Origin of the sequence: Amycolatopsis sp. La24 (assembly GCF_029087445.1) — a bacterium.
GTDB classification, from domain to species: Bacteria; Actinomycetota; Actinomycetes; order Mycobacteriales; family Pseudonocardiaceae; genus Amycolatopsis; species Amycolatopsis nivea.
The window spans coordinates 16,719-37,383 of sequence record NZ_JARACH010000083.1 but is presented as its reverse complement, the minus strand read 5'-3'; the positions used below and the strand labels follow the sequence as shown (position 1 = coordinate 37,383).

General features: G+C 70.3%; 11 protein-coding genes and 1 pseudogene. All 12 read right to left on the bottom strand.

All coding sequences use genetic code 11. The features are described 5' to 3' along the window. Window positions 1-2,270, bottom strand: a pseudogene (locus PUT80_RS42240) (hypothetical protein); the annotation flags it as partial. A gap of 29 nt (window positions 2,271-2,299) precedes the next feature. Then, window positions 2,300-3,043, bottom strand: a complete 744-nt coding sequence (locus PUT80_RS42235) for a hypothetical protein (protein ID WP_275295510.1) — start codon at window positions 3,041-3,043, stop codon at window positions 2,300-2,302. Then, a complete protein-coding gene (locus tag PUT80_RS42230) occupies window positions 3,040-3,438 on the bottom strand; it encodes a YbaB/EbfC family nucleoid-associated protein (protein WP_043834115.1) in 399 nt (132 codons plus the stop codon). Before PUT80_RS42230 ends, PUT80_RS42235 begins: the two co-directional genes overlap by 4 nt. Before the next feature lie 19 nt (window positions 3,439-3,457). After that, the gene (locus PUT80_RS42225; RefSeq protein WP_275295509.1) at window positions 3,458-6,745 is read right to left on the bottom strand and encodes a right-handed parallel beta-helix repeat-containing protein; all 3,288 of its coding nucleotides are present in this window, start codon (window positions 6,743-6,745) and stop codon (window positions 3,458-3,460) included. A 19-nt stretch (window positions 6,746-6,764) separates the two neighbouring features. Then, the gene (locus PUT80_RS42220; protein ID WP_275295508.1) at window positions 6,765-9,230 is read right to left on the bottom strand and encodes a hypothetical protein; all 2,466 of its coding nucleotides are present in this window, start codon (window positions 9,228-9,230) and stop codon (window positions 6,765-6,767) included. A 17-nt stretch (window positions 9,231-9,247) separates the two neighbouring features. Next, entirely contained in the window at window positions 9,248-9,481 is a 234-nt protein-coding gene (locus PUT80_RS42215; protein WP_037812626.1) for a type VII secretion protein EccB, read from the bottom strand. Window positions 9,482-9,497: 16 nt separating this feature from the next. After that, on the bottom strand, window positions 9,498-10,883 hold the full coding sequence (eccD, locus tag PUT80_RS42210) for a type VII secretion integral membrane protein EccD (RefSeq protein WP_275295507.1): 1,386 nt from the start codon (window positions 10,881-10,883) through the stop codon (window positions 9,498-9,500). After that, complete coding sequence (gene eccCa, locus PUT80_RS42205) at window positions 10,880-14,893, bottom strand: type VII secretion protein EccCa (RefSeq protein ID WP_275295506.1); 4,014 nt, start codon at window positions 14,891-14,893, stop codon at window positions 10,880-10,882. Before eccCa ends, eccD begins: the two co-directional genes overlap by 4 nt. Further along, the gene (locus PUT80_RS42200) at window positions 14,890-18,870 is read right to left on the bottom strand and encodes a hypothetical protein (protein ID WP_275295505.1); all 3,981 of its coding nucleotides are present in this window, start codon (window positions 18,868-18,870) and stop codon (window positions 14,890-14,892) included. Before PUT80_RS42200 ends, eccCa begins: the two co-directional genes overlap by 4 nt. 45 nt (window positions 18,871-18,915) lie before the next feature. Next, window positions 18,916-19,464: a hypothetical protein gene (locus PUT80_RS42195; RefSeq protein WP_275295504.1), complete on the bottom strand. Its 549-nt coding sequence runs from the start codon at window positions 19,462-19,464 to the stop codon at window positions 18,916-18,918. A 46-nt stretch (window positions 19,465-19,510) separates the two neighbouring features. Beyond that, window positions 19,511-19,810 carry a WXG100 family type VII secretion target gene (locus tag PUT80_RS42190; protein WP_037812613.1) on the bottom strand — a complete coding sequence of 100 codons (300 nt, stop codon included), beginning with the start codon at window positions 19,808-19,810 and terminating at the stop codon, window positions 19,511-19,513. Window positions 19,811-19,840: 30 nt separating this feature from the next. After that, window positions 19,841-20,179, bottom strand: coding sequence for a WXG100 family type VII secretion target (locus PUT80_RS42185; RefSeq protein WP_043834103.1), 339 nt, complete (start codon window positions 20,177-20,179; stop codon window positions 19,841-19,843). Window positions 20,180-20,665 lie beyond the last annotated feature (486 nt).

The window sequence follows — 20,665 nt, the reverse complement described above, 5'->3', positions numbered from 1 at the left end:
GGGGTGGGGGTCCCGGTCTTGACCGAGTCCGGCGTGGACGGGGGTGGGGCGGCGTGGTGGTCGGCACCGTTCGTGCCTTGACTGGCGGGAGTGGAGCCCGGGCTGGGGTTTGTGCTGGTTGACGGGCTTGTGCTGCCACCGGGATTGGTGTTTGACCCGGGGTTCGGACTAGTGCTGGGGTTGGTGTTTGCCCCGGAGGGCGGGTTGGCGCTGGCTCCGGGGTTGGCGCCGGGGGACGGGCTGGTGCTGGTGCCTGGGTTGGTGATCGTGCTGGGCGACGGGTTGGTGCCGGGATCGGTGTTCGCGCCCGGATTCGGGGCGGAGTTCGTGCCCGGATTCGGGGCGGAGTTCGTGCCCGGATTGGTGCTCGGGTTCCCGGTGCCTGCGTTGGGACCGGTGTTGGGGTTTCCGGCACTTGCGTCGGGATTGGTGTTGGGGTTCCCAGCACCTGTGTTGGGACTGGTGCTGGGGTTTCCGGCGCTCGTGCTGGGACCGGTGGTGGGGTTTCCGGCGCTCGTGCCAGGGCCAGTGCTGTGGCCGCCATTCGTGCTGGGGTTCTGGTCGGGGGTGGGGCTGGTGGTGTTGCTCCCGCCCTGGTTTCCGGTGCTGGGGTCGCTGCCGGGAGGGGTCGAGCCGGTGGCGGGGGTGTTGTCGTTCGTGCTGCCGGACGAACCAGCGGGGTTGCTGCCGGGTGACTGCGGCGCGGGATTGCTGGCCGGGCCGTTCGCGGGAGCATTGCTGGTGGTGGGGTCGTTGGACGGGTTGTTCGCGGAGTTGGGGCCGCCCGTTGAAGGGGAATTGGCGCCGGGTGAGGTTGGGGTGTGGGAGCCGTTCGCTGAGCTTGAGTTGGTGGCGGGGTCTCCGGTCGACGGGTTGCCGTTCGTCGAGTGTGCGTCGGGTGTGGAGTTGGGCGTGCCGGGCGCGGAGTTCGAGGCATCGCCGGTCGTCGAGCCGTTGGGGGAGTTCTGGCTGCCAGGCGAGTTGCTGGCGGAGTTGGTGTCTGGGGAGGTGGAGTTGTTCTGGCCGACGCTGTGCGGGGCGTTGTTGCCGGAGTTGCTGGAACTATTAGCGCCGCCCGGGCCGGAGCTACCGGGGCCGTTGGCACCGCCAGAGCCACCGGCGCCGGTGCCGCCGGAGCCATGGGGATCGGAGTTGTTGGTGCCGCCGGAGCCGGAGCCGGAGCCACCGGAGCCGGTGCCACCAGGGCCGGTGCCACCGGAGCCATGGGAGCCGGAGCCGGTGCCACCCGGACCAGCGTCGCCAGGACCGGAGCCGCCCGAATCGCCAGGGCCGAGACCCCTCGGATCGCCGGATCCGCCAAGGCCGTTCGGGCCGTTGACCGGGTCCACCTTGATGTTCCCGGTCCCGCCCTCCCCGCCAGGGTCGTTCGGGCCCTTCCCCTCACCGCCACCACCGCCGCCGGTGAGTTTGTCGTGCAGGTTTTGGCCTGCGTGATGGGCGCCATGAGTCGCAGCGCCGCTGAGGCCGCCGTTCAGGGCGCCCCAGCCCAGGCTGTCCAGGTCTCCGCCGAACAAACCCGCGCCGGCCAGGCCGACTACTACCTCGGTCGCCGCTTCGACGCCGGCCGCGCCGAAGACGTTGTGGCCCCACTTGCCCAGGCCGCTGTGCGCGCCCGCGGCGAACGCGCCGCCGATCGCGCCCAGTGCGGCGTTCTGGCCGATTTGTTTCCAGTCGAAGCCGTCCCGGTTGCCCTGCGCGATTTGGATGAACTCGGCCAGCATCTCCTCCGCCGCCTCTTCCGCGGCTTCCTGCGCTGCCTCTCGCGCGACCCTCGACAGCAGGCTCATCAGGCGCGACATCAGCGAGCGTTCGATCTGCATCACCGCGGTCCGCCCGGCTGCCCAGATTCCCGGGATCAGCGGGGCGGTGAACGGGTTCGTCATCGCCCAGATCAGATCCGCTGCGGTGACTGCGATGGAGATGAGGATGCCGTATTTGGCGTTTTCCACATTCAACGCGTATTCGCGCAGGGCGGCGGCTTGCTGCTGCGCCCGGTAGGAGAAACCGGCGCCCATGGTGCTGAGTTTGTTGGCGTAGTCGGCGAAGTTGGTCGCCACCTCACCGCCCACATTGGACACTACCTGCTCCGCCAGCTGGCTGAAACCAGTGCCAGCGGCGGAAATCTCCTGCGCGACCTGATCCCACTCGGCGGCCAGCTCGCGGGCTTTGTCCTCGTCGCCCTGCGGCCAGGCGTCGCCCGCGATGATGTAGAACACCCAGTTCAGGCTGGGGTCCACCATGAGACTCATCGCGGGCGCACCTCCTTAGCGCGAATAAATCAGGAAACGGGTTCTTCCGGGGTGACCGGCGGCTGGGCGGGGATCGACTTCGCGGGTTCCCAGAGTTCAGCGGGCTCCAAAGGGTGCGTGACTTCGCCCTCGACCGCGTCCACCGGCTTTTGCGAGCGGACGAAGACGGTCGATTCTGTCGGCTGCAGCGGGGTCACGACCTTGTGCTGAACCGGGCGTCCGATCGACAGGTGCTTCAAGCGCGGTTCCTCGTCAGGCAACGGTTCCTGGCCGCGATCCGGAATCCGGGCCCGGACGCTCTTCGCCGCGGTCCAGCCGCCGTCTTCGGCTTCCGGGGATTTGCCCAGCACCCTGTTTTGGATTCGCACGCCGCGCCGGTACTCGGTCGGAGGGGTGTCCGAACCGTCGCCGGGGTCGGACTTGGTGACCTTCTCGTGCAGGTCGGTGAAGTTCTTGAACAGGGCATTCGACCCGTCGAAAGCACCCTGGTCGGCCTCGCGGAACGACGTCGCCATGTCGCCGATCGCGTCGCGGGTCGCCTCCACCGCCAGTGCCCACGCGTTGATGCCGTTGTAGATCTCGGCCGCCGACTGGATGTGGGTTTTCGAGAATTCGTTGCCGTTCTTGTCATTCCCGGCCGCGTCCTGGATCCGGCTGGGGTTCGCCAGGCTTTGCACCCGCTGGGCCAGCGTGCGCAGTTCGGCGCTCTTGCCGTCGAAGCCGTCGCGGCCTCCGTCCAGGCCGTCGGCGTCGACGAAAAATTGGTCGGTCACGGCAGGTTCCCTTCGTCGAATCCCGGCACCCGCGCCGAGAACAGGGCGTTGACGTCCACTTTTCCGCTCATCAAATCCTCCGCGGAAATGCCCGGCGGCAGCATGGGGGCCATCATTTCCGCGGCCGCGGCGACGGATTTCTGCCGGGCGGCGGAGACGGTCTGCACGATCACCGAGGCCAGTTCGGCGGGAGCCATGCGTTTGTACGCGCTGGTGGGAAAGGAAAGTTCGGTCAATTCGCCGGTACGGCCGACGGTCGCGGTCACCTCGCGGCGAGCCGAAGTGACGGTACTGGTGGCGGTTTCGACGTCCTGGCGGGCTTGGTCGAAATGGTCGCGCTGGTGCTGGTAAGCGGCCATCGCGTCCTCGAGCATCTTTTCGTAGTGCGTGCTCATCGGGTCTCCTCCCGAGGGGTCAGCCGACCGAGGCGAGGCCGGGCCCGAGGGCCATGGCACCGGTGTCGGACGGGCGGATGCCGCGCAGGTCGGCGGCGGCGAGCGTGCGGGACGCGGCGGCGGCCGACAGCGTGCGGGCCAGTTCGTGCGCGGCGAAGGCGGTGTGGTCGGACGCGGCGGACAACTCGTGGGCCAGGGCGTCGCGGACGTCGGCGGGGACCTCGTGGCCGCGGCGGACCAGCAACCGTACGGCGATCTCGGCGAGTTCGTCCACTGTGTACTCGCCGAGTTGCCAGCCGTACGGCAACGCGTCGCGCAGGGTGGGCAGTTGCGCGAGCAGTTCGCCGACGCGGTCGCTTTCGCCGGTGAACACCACGACCGGGTCGGCGGGGCGGCGGGCGATCATTTCGGACAGCGCTTCCAGGGCTTCGATACCAGGGGTGTGCGGCGAGGTGTCCCAATCGCCGTCCAGGTCGACGACCAGGGTGCCGCCGGAAGCGTCCTCCACGGCGGCCCGGACGAGGTGTTCGGCTTGGCCGGGCCATTGCGGGGAAAGCTCTTCGGCGAGGTTGCGGTGCACCAGCTGGCCCATCGGAGCCATGCCGAATTCGGAGAGGATTTGCGCGTACAGTTTCGCGTACTCCGACCGTCCGGTGCCGCGTTTGCCGCTGATCACCAGGTTGGCCTGGTGGCCGAGCGGTTGCCGTTCGTGGGTGAGCCGGCCGAGTTTGAGCAGCAGCCGTTCGGCGTTCTCTCGCACCGATTTCTGGCCGACCAAGCCGCTGAGGCGTTTCCAGCCCGCGCTGGTCGAAACCGCGGCGGCGGGATCGGCGGTGACCGAAACCGTTGACTTCGCGGCCGAAGGCAGTTGCGCCAGCTCGGCCTGAAGATCGTCGGCGGTGAGGCGGTTCAGCTCGATGTCTTTGGACGGCGGGTAAAGCGCCAGCCGCGACGCCTGGTTGTTCACCATCGCCTCGAACAGCTTGCGCGCGACACGACCGTTGCCGAACGTCGAGTTCTTCGGCACCCGTTCGAAATACTCGCGCAGCGCGGCGAGCGCGTCGTCGGTCATTTCGTAGTAGTGCTTGCGGGTCAGGCCGGTCGTGATGGTGACCAGTTCGTCGACGCTGTAGTTCGGGAATTCGATGGTGCGCGTGAACCGCGAAGCGAGACCGGGGTTCGACTGCAGGAACTGTTCCATCTGCTCGGAATAGCCCGCGACGATCACCACCAGCGAATCGCGCTGGTCCTCCATGATCTTCATCAGCGCGTCGATGGCTTCCTGCCCGAAGTCCGGGCCGGAACCGCCGGTCGGCGCGCTCAGCGTGTACGCCTCGTCGATGAACAGCACCCCGCCGACGGCCTTCTCGACGACCTCGGTCGTCTTGATCGCGGTGGACCCGATGTACTGGCCGACCAGGTCCTGGCGGGCCACCTCGATCATGTGCCCCTTCGACAGGATCCCGAGTTCGGCGAGCACCGTGCCGTACAGCCGGGCGACCGTCGTCTTGCCCGTGCCGGGCGGGCCCGCGAACACGAGATGCCGCGACATCGGCGGCATCGGCAGGCCCATCCGCTCGCGCATCTGCGACATCTTGATCAGGTTGATCAGGCCGGTGACTTCCTTCTTCACCCCGGCGAGCCCGACCAGCGCCTCCAGATCGCCCAGCGGGCCTTCGAGCACCTCTCCGGCGGCCTCGCTCACGGTCTGATCGGCGGTCGCGAAGTCACCCGGCGGACTGGCGGGCACCGGCTCAGCAGTCCGGGCGGAATCGGTGCTCAGGTTGTCCACGTCCGCGTGCTCGCCGCTCACGAGTTCGCCCGACGCGTCGTTGACCACGCAATCGCGGATGCTGACCGGTTCGGTGGTTTCCACGTGGAAGCCGTCCTCGCCCGCACCGAGGATCTCGCATTCGGTGAACGACGCCTGAGCAGCGACGTACACGCCGTTGCCGCGCGCATTGCGCACCCGGCAGCGGGAAGCGGTCAGCGTCGTACCCACGGTGATTCCGTCCCCAGTGGAATCGATGATCTCGCAGTCCTGCAAGGAGATTTCCGCAGTACCGCCAAGGTGCAGACCGCCGCCGCGCACCTGCACCGACTTCGCCGAGGACGGCGCGCCGCTAGCGAACGAGACCGCCTTGTCGGAGGTCGAATCGACTCGAAGGTCGGCCACGGTCAGCCGGGCGTCCTCGGTGACCTGCACCCCGGTTTCCCGGCCGGTGTCGATGGAGGCGTCCGCGAGGTCCAAGGTGGACTGTCCGGAAAGGACGATCCCGACGCCGCTGTCCGGCGTCATCCGCAGCCCGCCGACGGTCACCGCGGCGTCGGCGCTGACCGACATCGCAGTGTGCGTCGAGCCCCGCACGGTCGCGCGTTCGAACCGCGGTCGCGCCTGATCGTCGACCAGGATCGTGACCGGTGAACCTTCAAAGGTGCAGTCCACGAACTGCGGCGCGGCGGCTCCGGTGGCCTGCACCGCGTTCGCACCTGCCCCGGCGAACACGCACTCGCGCAGCAACGGCTCGGCGGACGCGGCGATGTGCGCGGCCTGCATCGGCGCCGAACGGAACTGCGACGACGCGACGGAAACCCGGCCCTTGCTGGTCACGTACAGGTCGACATTCGCGCTGTCCCGCACGGTCAGCCCGGTGATCGTCGCGCGCCCTTGCTGCTCCACGACCATCGCCGGTTTCTGCGCGCCGACGATCTCGCACTGCTCGACAATCGCGACCGCTTCGCCGTTGACGCACATCCCGTTGCCCGCCGCGCCCCGCACCACGCAGCGGCGCAGCAGCACCGAACCGGTCTCGGCCACCACAACGCCGGACGACGCGGCGTCGACGATCTCAGTGTCCTCAATGGCCGATTGCACCGGCGACGCGACCACGACCCCGGCGCCGCCGGTGCTCGTCACCGTGCAGCCGCGCAGCGCGAGCGAACCCTCCAACCGGGCCAGCAGCGTCGCCCACGATGTCCCGGACAGCCGACAGCCGTCCAGCGCTGCCTCGCCGCGCACGACGTCCACCGTGACCAGCTGGTCGTCGACGCCGGTGAGGACGAACCCGCTGAGCTGCACCGCCTCGGCGTTCGCGACGAGCACGCTCCCGGTGTTCGCCACGATTTCCACGGTGCCCGCGCCCTGTTCGGCCACCAGCGACACCATCCGGTCCACCACGAGGTTTTCCTCGTACCGGCCGGGGTGCACGCTGATCGTCGCCCCCGGCTGCGCCTGCGCCAGCGCCGCGCCGATGGTTCCGAAGGCACCCGGCCGGTCGCCGCCGACCACGAGCAGCTGTCGGTTCATCGTCTCCGCCTCTCCGCACTCACGCCAGGCCCGGGAGCGCCCCGAACCGCTCCGCGGCCTGCTCGTCCATCACGGTCCGGACCAGGTCCTCGCCCGCTTCCGCCCACGTCTGCACCGTCTGCCGGAGCGAGTTCATGGCCAGCTCGTCCAGCGAAGCCCGGTCGTTCGCCACCCGTCCGGTCTCGTCGATCTCGCTCGCGGTCAGCTCCCGCAGCAGCACCGCGCCGCGCGCACCGGCGGCCGGTTTGCGCGTTTCCAGCACCTTGAAGCTGGTCCCCGGCACGAACAGGACGCGGTTTTCGACGCCGCCCTCGCTCGGTTCCAGCAATTTGGTGCGCCGTCCGGTGATCGACCACACCAGCACGTCCGTCTCCCCGTCCACTGTGGACGAGGGTTGGGTCAGCGCGTTGAGGAAACCCCATTCGGTCAGCACTTTCCGCCCGTCCAGCAGCGGCCACACCGGCGGCGGCAGCTCGGTGGCGAAGGTCGCCGGACCGCGGTGCGAGGGCAGCCTGCTCAGCCCCGCCACGACGCACCGGGCGACCGGGACGTGCGGGCCGTTCGCGCCGCGCCGCAGTCCCGCGTCGATCGTCGATCCCTTGGGGGACAGGTAAAGCTGCACGGCCACCGCGTCGGTCAGCACCTCGGCCGAGGACGACGTCGACAGCACGCCTTGGAATCCCGGGTGCTCGGACAGGATCCGCGCGACCGTGTTCGACATCAGGCCGTATTCCGCGCCGAGCGATTTACGGAGCCACTGGCGTTCCTTGTCCGCGCCGCGTTTGGGCAGCAACGCGGTCGATTCCGCACCTGGGGTTTCCTGGAAACGCAGCTCTGCCGGGGCTTTCGCCGGTTTCGGTGCGGGCTCCGCTTTGACCGCGGGTTCCGGCTGGTCCGAAGTGGACACCGGAGTCGCGGGCTTGGCGACCGGTGGTTCGACGGGCTTGGCCGGTGCGACGTCGGCCGGGGCGAGGTGCGTGAGCGGCTTCGCGGCCGGAGGAGCGGCGGAGACCTTGACCGGGGGCTCGGCGGGAGTTTCCGCCGGAGCAGCAACCGGAGCAGCAACCGGAGCAGCAACGGGAGCAGCCGGAGCAGCGATCGCCCCGGGAACCTCCGTCGGCGCGGCAATACCCAACGCCGCCGGAGCCGCCGGCAGATAAGCCGCCGGAGCAGGCGCAGCCACCACCGGCACCGGATGTCCGGACTCGATCGCGTCCAACGCCCGCGCCACCACCCGCGGCCGAGCACGCTCCGCGAGCAGCGCCGCAGCAGGCAGCACCCGGCTCATCCGGCGAGTCTGCTCGTCCAGCCGCGCCAGCAAATCCTCCGCCAGCAACCGCATCCGCGAGGCCGAGCCCTCGTCCGCCGCGTCAAAGGTCAGATTGTGCACCGCGGCATCGAGGCCGATCTCGCGGATCGCGGCCGACGAAGGACCGTCCTGCGGCGGACGCACCAGCAGGCCGGACTGCACGACCTCGACCACCGCGTCCGGCGAGTACCAGTACACCGCCGGAGAGACCTGGTCGAGTCCGTGGATCGGCGGACGGTGCGACAGCAGCTGAGGCAAGACGGAATCCGAGCCCGGTTCGTAGCCGAGTTCGGTGGTGAACGGACGCCAGCCGAGCCGTCCGTCGTACAGCACCGTCCGCAGGGTCGGCAGCTGTGGCGAACCGACCGGCACGCCCGCGTAGAACGCGACCGGCTTGCCCAGCAGATCGGCCAGCGCCTGCCCGATCGCGGCCTCGCCGGGCACCTGCATCGGGCCGTACTGGACGAACCGCGCCTTGGCCCGCACCTTCTCCGGCAGCTGCACCCACAGCCGGGCCGCGTCGTCCAGCGCCAGCGGCGGGCAGCCGGGGCAGCCCAGCACGATCGTCATGGTGTCGTGCTGGGCGGGCATCCGGGAGATCAGCGCGCGGCGGTGGTGCCGCTGGGGCGCGTCGAAGCCGACCGGACGGACCCACAAGCCGCCCGGCAGCGGTTCGGCGACGCCGCGCGAGCTCGTCGGGGTCAGCTCGGCGGCGATCCCGGAATCCCAGGCCGGGCGCGGGAACCGCTTCGCCTCCCACGTCGGCGGACGGCCCGGCCGGAACCGCACCCAGCCGCCGCCGCGCCCGGCGTGGACGAACAGCGCGCCGCCCGCGCTCGGGATCACCGACCCGTCCGGCGCGAGCACCGGGCGGTTGATCCGCTCGGCCAGCCACTGCCCGGCCAGCGCGGTGGTCTCGCGCGAACGGCCGCCGATCACCAGCCGCACGCCGCGCCGGCGCCGGGGGAGCGCCTTGGCGACCGATTCCCACATCGTGATCGGCGAATCCACCGGCAGGTCGACGACCACCAGGTCGTGGTCGGGATCGGCGGCGACGCCGAGCGCGAGCGACTGCGCCTCGCCGGTCATCCCCTCGGCGAGGTGCACGACCAGGGCGTTGCCCACGGTCTTCTTCTCCAAAGCGCCGTCGTCGCGCCGGATCAGCGAGAGTTCCATGGCTGTCCTCCTTCCGCTCAGGCCCGTCGGCCGACGGCGGGCGCCGCCCCGCCGGTGTGGTGCGCGATCAGCCCGTACACGAAGAACCCGACCGCGATCAGCAGTCCGAGGACGAGCCCGACCAGCAGGCCCACCCAGGCCCTCCGCGCGGGCACGTCGAGGTGGCTCGCGTCGCCGAGCACCAGCGCCGACGTCATCCGCCCGATCAGGAACGAATACGCCTCGACGTGGTCCTTCTGCGTCTGCACCATGGCACCTCTCCTTCGCTTATTCGGTGAGCCCGACAGCCCACGCGTAGACGCCGAACAGCTGCAGCAGGATCGGGATCATCGCCACCGCGCTCAGCGTTTCCAGCCAGTTCGCCAGATGCCCCCAGATCGGCAGCAGCCGCCGCGGCGGCGGGCGCAGCATCGCCAGCAGGAGCAGGAAGAACACCAGGCACAGCCCGGCGAGGCAGGCGCCCCGCCACTGCGCGGGCAGCGGCTGGATCAGCGCCAGCCCGAGCAGCACCAGGCCGATCGCGCCGGCGACGGCGAGCGGAACCCGCTGCCACCCGCCCAGCAGCGCCCGCGACCGCATCAGCACCGCCGCGGACACCAGCCCGCCGAGAAGGGCCGGGAACAGCCCGTGGCCGACCAGGAACGGGAAGCAGCCGACGAAAACGGCCGTGGCGGCGAGACAGGCGATGGTGAGGTAGCCGTCGGCGTACCCGGTCTGGTGCACCATCTGCGCGGCCGGCATCGGCTCGATGTCGTACTGCAGTTCGCCGGCCGAACGCGGCAGCTGCGGACCGCGGATGCGGGCGAACCGGATGCCGATCCGCGGCGCGAACACCATCAGCCCGACCAGCACGAACGACACCAGCCCGGCTGCCTGCTCGGTGGTGAACCCGGCGCCGAGGTGCAGCCACAGCGAGATCGCCCCGGCCAGCCCGGTCGCGACCACCGCGCCGAACGGCACGAACGGGATGGCGTGCGACCAGGCGGCCCGTCCGCCGAGCACCAGACCGCCGGCCAGCGCGAAGGCCAGGCAGCCGGTCAGGATCGGCGTGCCTTGGAGGTCGAACGCCGGCTCGAGCCCGGCCACCGCGACCGCGCCCGCGAGGAACGCGAACCCGCAGCCGCCGAGCCCGAGCAGGGCCAGCAGGGCCTTGTCGTCCGAACGCACCCCGGTCGCCACGGCCGCGACGAGCAGCCCGAGCGACACCACGCCGCCGCCGATCGCGCTCAGCCCGGACGAACCCGGGTAGAGCAGCACTTTGGCCAGCACGACGAGGGAGAAGATCGCGAACCCGAGGAACAGGCCGCGGTTGAACTCGGGGCGCCAGCGGCCGGGGTGGCGGCTCACCGCGGTGGCCATGCCGTCCGCGATGTCGTCGAAGTCCAGTTCCGGCAACGGATCCGCGCGAGGGCGCAGGTGGAATTCCTCGCCCTCCTTCCAGTCCAGCGACTCCGGCGTGCCGGACGCGTCGAGCGGTTCCTCGCCGAGCCGCTGCAGCACCCAGGCCTCGCCGAGGTCCTCGCGGCCGCCGGTGTGCTCCAGCAGCACCGGCAGCAGGCTGGTCAGCGGGACGGACATCGGCACCGCCAGATCCGCCCTGCCCTGCGGCCCGTACACGGTGATCCGGCACAGTTCGCCGGTCGACGCGGTCATCGCACGCCTCCTTCGGTCGTCGCGAGCGGGGACCAGCCCTCGCCGGCCCGTTCTTCTTCCGCGATCGCGGTCTGCACGAGCTTCACGCCGCGGCGGGTGACCAGCTGCGCGCGTCCGGCGGGCAGCGGGCGCGGCGCCGCCTCGCCGAGGAATTTGCCCTCCTCCTTGGGGTAGGAGAACACCACGCCCGGGCTGCCGAGCTCCCAGATCCGGCGGACCACCGAATCGCTCAGCGCCCGCATCGCGCCCGAGGTGCTGCGGCTGAGGATCAGGTGGAACCCGATGTAGGAACCCTGCGACAGCAAGGACAACAGCGGTTCCAGGGGCGAGCCCATGCCGCTGGTCAGCAGCTGGTAGTCGTCGACCACGAAGAACAGCCGCGGGCCGGTCCACCAGTCGCGGCGCTTGAGCCGGTCCGCGGTGATGGTCTGGTCCGGCACCCGCGGCGTGAGCGAAACGCTGGCCTGCTGCGCCAATTCCTGCAGTGCCTCGGTGGTGGTCGCGTACCCGACGCGGTAGGCCTCGGGCACTTCGGCGTCGAGCTGGCGGCTCGGGTCGGCCAGCACGATCTTCGCCTCGCTCGGCGAGTAGCGCGTCAGGACCGACCGCAGGACGACCCGCAGCAGGTTGGTCTTGCCGGTTTCGTTGTCGCCGAAGGCAAGCAGGTGCGGAGTGGCCGCGAAATCGTGCCACACCGGCAGCAGCCGCTGCTCGTCCTGGCCGAGCGCGATCCGCAGGTCGCCGTCCGGCGCGGGCAGCTGGGCCATCGGCAGTTTCGCGGGCAGCAGCCGCACCGCCGGGGCCGGCGCGCCCGGCCAGAACAGGTGGACCTCCTCGGCGACCGCCTTGGCCGCCGCGGCGAGGTCGTCGGTGTTCCCGCTGCCGTCCATCCGCGGCAGCCCGGCCAGGAAATGGAGTCCGTCCGGGGTCAGGCCGCGGCCCGGCTGGTTCGGCACCGTTTTCGCCTTGCGGGAGCCGATTTCCGACTCCATCGGATCGCCGAGCCGCAGCTCGAACCGCGTCTGCAGCAGGTCGCGCAGGTACGGCCGGATCTCCGACCAGCGGGTCGCGCCGATCACCACGTGCACGCCGAACGACAGGCCGCGCGAGGCCAGTTCGCCGATCTTCTGTTCCAGGTCGCTGTAGTCGTTCTTGAGGCTGTACCAGCCGTCGACCACCAGGAACACGTCGCCGAACGGATCCTCGATCTGGCCCTTGCGGCGCAACGCGCGGTAAGCGTCCATGGATTCGATGCCGTGCTCGGAGAACAGCGTCTCGCGGCCTTCCATGACCTGCGAGATTTCCTCGATGGTCCGGACGACGCGGTCGCGTTCGAGGCGGGTGGCGACCGAACCGACGTGCGGCAGCCCGGACAGCGACATGATCCCGCCGCCGCCGAAGTCCAGCCCGTAGAACTGGACCTCCTGCGGGGTGTGCGTCATCGCCAGCGCCAGCACGAGTGTGCGCAGCAGCGTCGACTTGCCGGTCTTCGGCCCGCCGACCACCGCTACGTGCCCGGCCGCCGACGACAGGTCGGCCGTCAGCAGCTCGCGAACCTGCTCGAACGGCCGGTCGATCATCCCCATCGGCACCCGGAGCTTGCCCCAGTGCGCCGGGTCGGCCACCGCCATGCCGCGCACCGGGTCCGGCGTGACGCTCGGCAGCAGCGAGTCCAGGCTCGGCGATTCGGCCAGCGGCGGCAGCCACACCTGGCGCGCCGCCGGGCCCGCGCCGGTCAGCCGGTCGATGAACGCGTCGGCGAGCGTCGGCCCGCCCGGCACGGCGGCTTCGAGAGCGTCCACATCGGACTGTTTCTCGGCCGGTTCCGGTTCGTCGTCGCGGATGATCAGCTTGGCGGGCCGGGCCTCGGTGCGGAACGGGACGACCTCGCGGCTCACGCGCGCGGCGTCCACGTGCGTTTCGCCGTTGCCCGCGGGGACCGGACCGGAGACGTAAGCGGCCTTGAACCGCACCAGGTTCGTGGTGTCGATCTTCAGGTAGCCGTTGCCCGGTTCCGGCGGCAGCTCGTACGCACTGCCCGCGCCGATCACGCTGCGGGACTCCATCGAGGAGAAGGTGCGCAGCGCGATCCGGTACGACAGGTGGCCTTCGACGCGGTGGATGCGGCCCTCGTCCAGCCGCTGCGAGGCGAGCAGCAGGTGCACGCCGAGGCTGCGGCCCAGCCGTCCGACCGAGACGAACAGCTCCATGAACTCCGGCTTGGCGCTCAGCAGTTCGGAGAACTCGTCCACCACCAGGAACAGCGTCGGCATCGGAGCCAGCTGTTCGCCGGCCGCGCGCGCCTTTTCGTATTCGTACAGTGACGGGTAGCCGCTCGCGCGCAGTTGTTCCTGCCGCCGCACCATTTCGCCGTTGAGCGAGTCTTGCATGCGGTCGACCAGCGGCAGTTCGTCGGCGAGGTTGGTGATCGTCGCCGAGGTGTGCGGCAGCCGGTCCATGCCGAGGAACGTCGCGCCGCCCTTGAAGTCGACGAGCACGAAGTTGAGGATCTCCGACGAATGCGTCGCGGCCAGCCCGAGCACGAGCGTGCGCAGCAGCTCCGACTTCCCCGAACCGGTCGCGCCGATCAGCATCCCGTGCGGGCCCATCCCGCCCTGCGCGGATTCCTTCAGGTCCAGCTCGACGATCTCGCCGTCCTCGGTCACGCCGATCGGCACCGACATCCGGGCCCGCTGCGCCGACCTCGGCCGCCACTGGCCCGGGATGTCGAAGGTGTGCACGTCCTTGATGCCCAGCAACGCGGTCAGCCCGAAATCGCTTTCCAACGGCTGATCGGCGATCTCCAGCGTGCCGCTGGTCCTTTTCGGAGCGAGCAGCCGGGCGAGGCCCTCGACCTGGGTTACCGACAGCTCGTCGCGGGTCGCCGATCCGACGCCGCTTCCCGCCGGGAACTCGACCAGATCGTCCTTGGTGGTCAGCCGCAGCACCTTGGGGCCGCCCGGGAGCGTGCCGGTGACGTCGAGCAGCACCACGTTGCGCAGTCCCGCGCCGACCAGCCGCGAGGACTCCGGGATCGTCGCCAGGTGCGCGACGACCACCACGAACGGTTCGGTCGTCGTCGGCCCGACGGTCTTGTCGTGGTCGTCGCGGTCGGCGACGTCCGGGCCGAGGAGGTCCATCAGCTCGTCGTGGTCGGCGGCGAGCAGCCGGAGCGGGCCCGCCGCGTCGCGCAGGGTCGGATGGTTGTTGTGCGGCAACCACTTCACCCAGTCCCACTGCGCCTGCGCGGCTTCCGTGGTGAGCACCGCGAGCCGCAGCTCGTCCGGCGAATGGAAGGCGACCAGCTGCGCGAGCATCGCCCGGACCAGCCCGACGGCCGCGTCCGGGTCGCCGTCGAACTCGACGCTGGTGAAGCTGCGCAGCCCCACCGCGGTCGGGATGCCCGACAGCGTGCGGTAGGTCTCGGTGAACCGGCGCAGCGAGATCGCCGACAGCGGTTCGAGGTCCTCGATCGGCTTGGTCACCGGCGGCACCAGTTCGAGCGCCGACTGCTGCGTGCCGAGCCCGATCCGCACCCGCGCGAAGTCCTCGTGGCTGATCCGGCGCTCCCACAGCCGCGGCCCCATCGCGAGCGACCACAGCGAGTCCGGGGACGGGTTGTTCCAGGCCACCGCGTGCCGCTGCTCCTCGGCGGTCGAACGGGCCCGCTCGCGGACCTGCCCGATGTAGCGCAGGTAGTCCCGCCGCTCGGCCTGCATCTTGCGCTTGCGCTCGGCGGCCGCGCGGGACAGCTGCCCGAGGCTCATCGCGATCATGGACACGCCCATGCCGCCGCCGATCACGTAGGTGAACGGCGAACTGCCCGCGACCCCGGAGAACGCCAGCACCATCACCAGCGACCCGATGGCCATCGGCAGCATCATCAGCAGCGAGTTGAAATCGCGCGCCGCCGGTTCCGCCATGACGGGCGGTTCCTGCAGTTCTTCTTGCCCCTCGGGCATTTCCGGACCCGCCGCGCGCGGGCCCCGCTTGACGGTTTCCGTGCTCATTCGAGCACCCCCGGAGAGCTGCGGTGCCTGCCCCAGGCTGAATCGTCCTGCCGGAGCAGGTCGGCCATGGTGCGTTCCTCTTCTTCCTCGGTCTCTTCGTCCGCCTCGTCCGCTTCGGGCTCCAGGGGTTCTGGTGCGTCGCCGCAGGTGGGCAGCTCGTCAGGCAGGATTTCGGCCGGTCCGCCGCGGACCCGCTGGTAGGTGCCGAGCGCTTCGTCGGGCCGCCACGGTTCGTCGGTGCGCTGGACGTGGTCGGTGGTGATCTCCTCGGCCCGGTCCTCTGCCGGCGCGGTGACCGGCAGGAGAGCGGGGAGGAAGTCGGCGGTGCCTACGTCCCAGGCTGAGATGTCCTCGTGGTCGAGGGGTTGGACCACGGCAATCCGCACGCTCTCGTCTTCGGGGGTCGGTGCGGTTCCCCAGCCGGTGTTCGCGGGTGTGTCCACAGTGGACTGCGGAAGCCAGGATCGCCGGGCCTCGCTCAGCATTTCGGCCGCGTCGGGACGTTCGGCTGGAGGCTTTGTGCTGTTGCCTGGGGTGTTCAGCGGGACTACCGGGATGGCGGCTCCCGGGGTTTGGTCCGCCCCGTCGGCTGTGGTGCTCAGGGCGCTGGAGTTCCCGATGCCGACGGGCGTGGCGGGTCGGTGGTCGCTTGCCCAGCTGGTTGAGGTGCTGGGAGGGGTTTCGCCTTGTGCGCTGGGGTTTCCGATGCCGACCGGTGTGGCTGGCGTCCAGGGTTGCCGGACGTCGCCGAGGAGCCCGGCGGAGTCGGGTCGTTCGGCGGCGGGCGTGTTCGCTCCGCTGCCCGCATTGCCGGGCGGGACCATCGGCATGCCCGGTCCTTGGGCTTGCTTCGCCCCGTCGGCCGTGCTCGGGGCGCTGGGATTGCCGACGCCGCCGGGTTGCCGGTTGTTTGCCCAGTCGGCTGAGGTGTTCGGGGCGCTGGGGTTCCCGAGGCCGACGGGTGTGGCGGGTTGCTGGTCGTTTGCCCAGCTGGTTGAGGCGCTGGGCGGGGTTTCGCCTTGTGCGCTGGGGTTTCCGATGCCCACCGGCGTGGTTGCTGCCCACGGTTCTTGGACGTCACCGAGCATCCCGGCGGAGTCGGGTCGTTCGGCGGCAGGCGTGTTCGCTCCGCCACCGGCACCGCCCGGCGGGACCATCGGCATGCCAGGCTCTTGAGCCTGCTGGTTCTTCGCCCAGTCCGCCGCTTCGCTCGGCGGGGTATCCCCGAACGCGCTCGGGTCGCCGACGCCGCCGGGCAGATCGGCCGTCCACGGCTCCTGCACGTTGCCGAGCAGTCCAGCCGAATCCGGACGTTCCGCGGCAGGGGTGTTCAGTCCGCTGCCGCCGCCCATTCCGCCTGGAGGGATCATCGGCGGGGTTCCGCCGCTGGGGGCCTGCCCGTGGTTGCTGACGGAGCCGGGGATCTTCGGCAGGTTGCTTTCGCCGAGGCCCTTCACTCCCGGTCCGGCTGGTTCCTCGCCGCCGGGGCCGCTGATGGCAGCTGGCGGCGGGGCCCATTCGGCTGAGCTGAGCGGTGGGGTGTCGCCGTGTGCGTCGGGGTTGCCGATGCCCTCTGGCGGAGCGCTTACCCACGGTTTCTTGATGTTGCCGAGCAGTCCGGAGGAATCCGGGCGTTCGGCGGAGGGCGTGTTGAGGCCGCTGCCGCCGCCCATGCCGCCCGGCGGGACCATCGGTGGCGTTCCCGAAGCCGGAAGCTGTTGCTGCTCGTGGTTGCTGACCGGATCCGGCATCTTCGGCAGGTTGCTCTCGCCGAGCCCCTTCACTCCGGGCCCGGCTGGTTCCTCGCCGCCGGGACCGTTGACGCCCGGTGCTCCGCCGCCGGGACCGCCGACGGCAGATGGCGGCGGGGCCCATTCGGCCGAGCTGAGGGGTGGGGTGTCGCCGTGTGCGTCGGGGTTGCCGATGCCCTCCGGCGGAGCGCTTACCCACGGCTTCTTGATGTTGCCGAGCAATCCAGACGAGTCTGGGCGTTCGGCGGAGGGCGTGTTGAGGCCGCTGCCGCCGCCCATGCCGCCGGGCGGGATCATCGGCGGGGTTCCGCCGCCGGGGACCTGCTCGTGGTTGCCGACCGGATCCGGCATCTTCGGCAGATCGCTCTCGCCGAGGCCCTTGATCGCGCCCGGACCGGAGTCGCCGGGGCCGCCGACGCCATCGCCGGGGCCGCCGAGGCCGTTGGTGCTGGGTCCGCCGACGCCTCCGCCGCTCGCGCCAGGAGGCGGAGCCCACTTGGCCGAGCTGAGCGGCGGGGTGTCGCCGTGTGCGTCGGGGTTGCCGATGCCGTCCGGGGGAGGGCTCACCCACGGTTTCTTGATGTTGCCGAGCAGCCCGGACGAGTCCGGACGTTCCGCCGACGGCGGGTTCAGCCCACCGCCGCCGCCCATGCCGCCCGGCGGCATCATCGGGATGCCGCTGCCGCCCGGCGTCTGGTTGCCCGGCGGGGTGTTGAGGCCCGGCGGCAGATGCGCCGGGTTGAGCGCGTTGTTCGCCAGGTTGCCGCCGGCATCGCCCGGCGGGGCGGGGATCGAAGGCGGGTTGACGTGCCCGGATCCGCCGGAGCTGCCCGGGGGAGCGGGGATCGAAGGCGGGTTGACGTGCCCCGACCCGCCCGAGCTGCCCGGCGGGGCCGGGATCGAAGGCGGGTTGACGTTCCCGCCCAGGTTGTTGCCCGAGGCCCCGGGCGGCGGCGGGATCGAGGGCGACTTGAGGTTGTTCCCTCCCGTCGAATCGCCCGGCGGCGCGGGAATGGCCGGCGGCTTGACCGACGGCTGCTTCACGTTGTTCCCGCCGACCCCGTTGGGCGGCGGCGGAATGGAGGCAGCGTTCACCGGCGGCGGCGTGCCGTTGCCCCCGGGACCGTTGAGGTCGCCGGGCGGAGGCGGCACCATGGCGTTCTTGATCGGCGGCGGCACGTTGTTCCCGCCGGGACTGTTCCCGCCGGGACCGTTCACGTCCCCGGGCGGAGGCGGCACCATCGCGTTCTTGATCGGCGGCGGCACATCGCTCCCGCCAGGACCGTTCACGCCGTTCGGCGGCGGCGGAATCGCGGCCTTGTTCACCGGCGGCGGAGTGCCGTTGCCACCGCCCGGAGGCGGGGACACCGGCGGCGGCTTCGGGGTAGGCGGCGGCTGCGTCACCGGAGGCGGCGGAGGAGAAGCCGGCGGCGGGGGAGGAGCAGTCACCGGCGGCGGTGGCGGCGGCGGTGTGGGCGGTGGCGGCGGAGCAGGCGGTGGCGGGGGAGGCTTGGGCGTGTTGACGTCACCGCCGCCGGGGGTCGGGGGCGGGGTCGTCTTGCCCGCGTTGACGTGCACGGTGTTGTACTTCTGCGCGAGCTGCCCGCCCACCTTGCGCATGTCGTTGGTCATCATCTCGACGGCCTCGGGGAACTGCGAGATGTACGCGCGCCCGTCGCTGAGGTGGTACTTGCTGCCCTGGGCGAGGACCTGGCTGGCGTAATAGCTGTCGATGTAGCGGATCGTGTCCTGCGCCCACTTGAGATAGGCCGCGGAATTGACGAGGTTCGTCGGCACGTTGTTCGATCCGCCGCCGTCGCCGATCCGGTCGGCCAGATCGGAGAACTTGTTGCCCAGCGCGGTCATCATGTCCTTGAACTTCGTCGCGGCGTCGCCCTTCCACGGACCGTCGGGTCCGGCGAGGGCGGCGGTCTGGTCCTGAATGGACTGAGCGACCATCGCGAGGTTCTGCTGCGTCTCCTGAAACACCCCGGCCGCGTCCTGAAGCGACTGCCAGTTGACGTTGCCGTAGGCCTTGTCCCGGTTGTCCTGGCCGCCCGACAGCGAACCGCCGCCGAGGATCGCCGCTTCGATCTGCTTCCACGTCAGGCCGTCGAAATCCTTCGACGGGTCACCAGTGGTGTTCTGGTTGCCGGTCTGCGTGGTGTCGGGCCAGACCCCGTTGTCGTCCGAGGTGAACCCGTGGGTGTTGTTGTCGTCCGCCATCTTCCCTCGATCGCTTCGAACCCGGAGAGACCGCCGCCCGTCCGGTCAGGGTTTCTGACCGGCGCCGGTGATGTGCCCGCTGACGGTGTTGAAGTACTGGTTGTAGTCGTCGGCGGACATCTTGTTGACCTCGTCGGCGTTGTCGTACGCCTTCGAGGCCTTGTTCACCGCGTCCGCGACCTCGTCGAGCGCCTTGCAGAGGTCGTGGATCGCCGTGCGGGTGGTGTCCCGCAGCGCGTTCGTGCCCTGGATCGGCGTGAAGATCTTGCTCTGCGCCGTCAGGAACACGCCGGGCTTGAGCTGGATGCCGTCGAGTTTCGTCGGCAGGTCCTTCAGCGGCCCGTCCGCGAGCGCCTGCATGTTCTTCGCGAACGTGCGCATCGCCTCGGTGTTGACCGCGGTGACGCCCTTGCCCGGATGCTCGGAACCGCCCGGCACCGGCGGCGGCTTGCCGACGTCGCCCGGCGGGATCCACTCGTTCTTCACGTCCGGCGGGGTCTGGTCGCCCGGACTGTGGAACTTGCCGTTGTCCGACGTGGTCTGGTGGTTGTTCGAGGAGTTGTCCTTGTGCTCCCCGTTGCCGTTGCCGTCCACCGTCGCTCACCCTCCTTTCTGGTCAGTTGTGCCGAACCGGGCCGCGTCAGTTCGCGGCGAACCGCTTGGCGTTGTTGCCCTCGGTGTTGGAGGTGCCCTCGTTGATCTGGCCGAGGGTCTGCGCGGCGGCGTCGAGCGCCTGCGGCAGCGTGAGTGCCGCCTGGTGGCAGTAGTTGTAGGTCTCGTGGAACATGTCCGCCGCGACACCGGTCCAGTTTTCGCGCTGGCCCTCGATGACGGCCTTCATCTGGTCCAGCAGCTCGGTGATCTGGTTGGACTGCTGCTTCGCCTGCCCGACGGTGTCCTGCATGGTGGCGAAGCTGATCTGGAACTGGCCCAAAGCCATGGGAATGTCCTTTCGTGGGAAGGAAGGGGATCAGAAGCCCTGCAGACCGCCGCCGCCGATGACCGTCGCGGCGTTGTTGGCGGTGGAGGTGTTGTCCGAGTCCCGGCTGTCGTACTCGCTCGCCGAGGTCTGCACGTTCTGCGCGAGCTCGTCCAGCTTCTGCACGATCTTGCGGACCGTCTGGTCGAACTGGCCCATCGCCTGGTTGAACACGTTCGCCGAGTCCGACCGCCAGGTGCCGAACAACGTCTGCATGGTGCCGTCGACCTTCTGGTTCACCCCGGTGATGTTCTGCCCGGTGTCGCTGATCGTCTGCGCGCCCTTGCGCATGACGCTGGTGTCGACGCGGGCGCCGTCCTGCGAAGCCATGCTTTCTCCTCTGATCGGGTTCTCCGGATATGACGGTCTGGCATGCCAGACCGCCGATGTCGCCGCGGATGCCCTTCGTTCGGCCGATACGACAGAGCACGGGGAGACTGCGGACTTACGGTAAGTGCCGGTCTACGGGTTGTCGCCGCGTTGTTCCCTTCTGAACACCAGTGCGCGGACGGCGGGGCAAGCGGCTCCTCCACCCGGGGGGCGCGGGCAGCGGCAACGCTTCCCGCGGGACCTGGTTACGCGCGATTGCCCGTTCAGGCACCGCCGTTGCCCTGGTTTGCCGTTCGCGCTCATGCGAGCGGGAATCGCGAGTGGACTTGCGCGGTCCTCTGTGGACGGACGCCGCCTCGGCGATCAGCCGCGAAGGGCCCCTGGAGGTGCGGGACCGCTGCGGATTGCCCGTTCAGGCACTGGCTGGTGCCCGCGTTCGCGGTTCGCGCTCATGCGAGCGGAAATCGCGGGTGGACTTGCGGTGTC

Coding starts and splice junctions, on each gene's coding strand:
- PUT80_RS42230 (WP_043834115.1), bottom strand. CDS start 3,438: ATGAGCACGCACTACGAAAAGATGCTCGAGGACGCGATGGCCGCTTAC.
- PUT80_RS42225 (WP_275295509.1), bottom strand. CDS start 6,745: ATGAACCGACAGCTGCTCGTGGTCGGCGGCGACCGGCCGGGTGCCTTC.
- PUT80_RS42220 (WP_275295508.1), bottom strand. CDS start 9,230: ATGGAACTCTCGCTGATCCGGCGCGACGACGGCGCTTTGGAGAAGAAG.
- PUT80_RS42215 (WP_037812626.1), bottom strand. CDS start 9,481: ATGGTGCAGACGCAGAAGGACCACGTCGAGGCGTATTCGTTCCTGATC.
- eccD (WP_275295507.1), bottom strand. CDS start 10,883: ATGACCGCGTCGACCGGCGAACTGTGCCGGATCACCGTGTACGGGCCG.
- eccCa (WP_275295506.1), bottom strand. CDS start 14,893: ATGAGCACGGAAACCGTCAAGCGGGGCCCGCGCGCGGCGGGTCCGGAA.
- PUT80_RS42200 (WP_275295505.1), bottom strand. CDS start 18,870: ATGGCGGACGACAACAACACCCACGGGTTCACCTCGGACGACAACGGG.
- PUT80_RS42190 (WP_037812613.1), bottom strand. CDS start 19,810: ATGGCTTTGGGCCAGTTCCAGATCAGCTTCGCCACCATGCAGGACACC.
- PUT80_RS42185 (WP_043834103.1), bottom strand. CDS start 20,179: ATGGCTTCGCAGGACGGCGCCCGCGTCGACACCAGCGTCATGCGCAAG.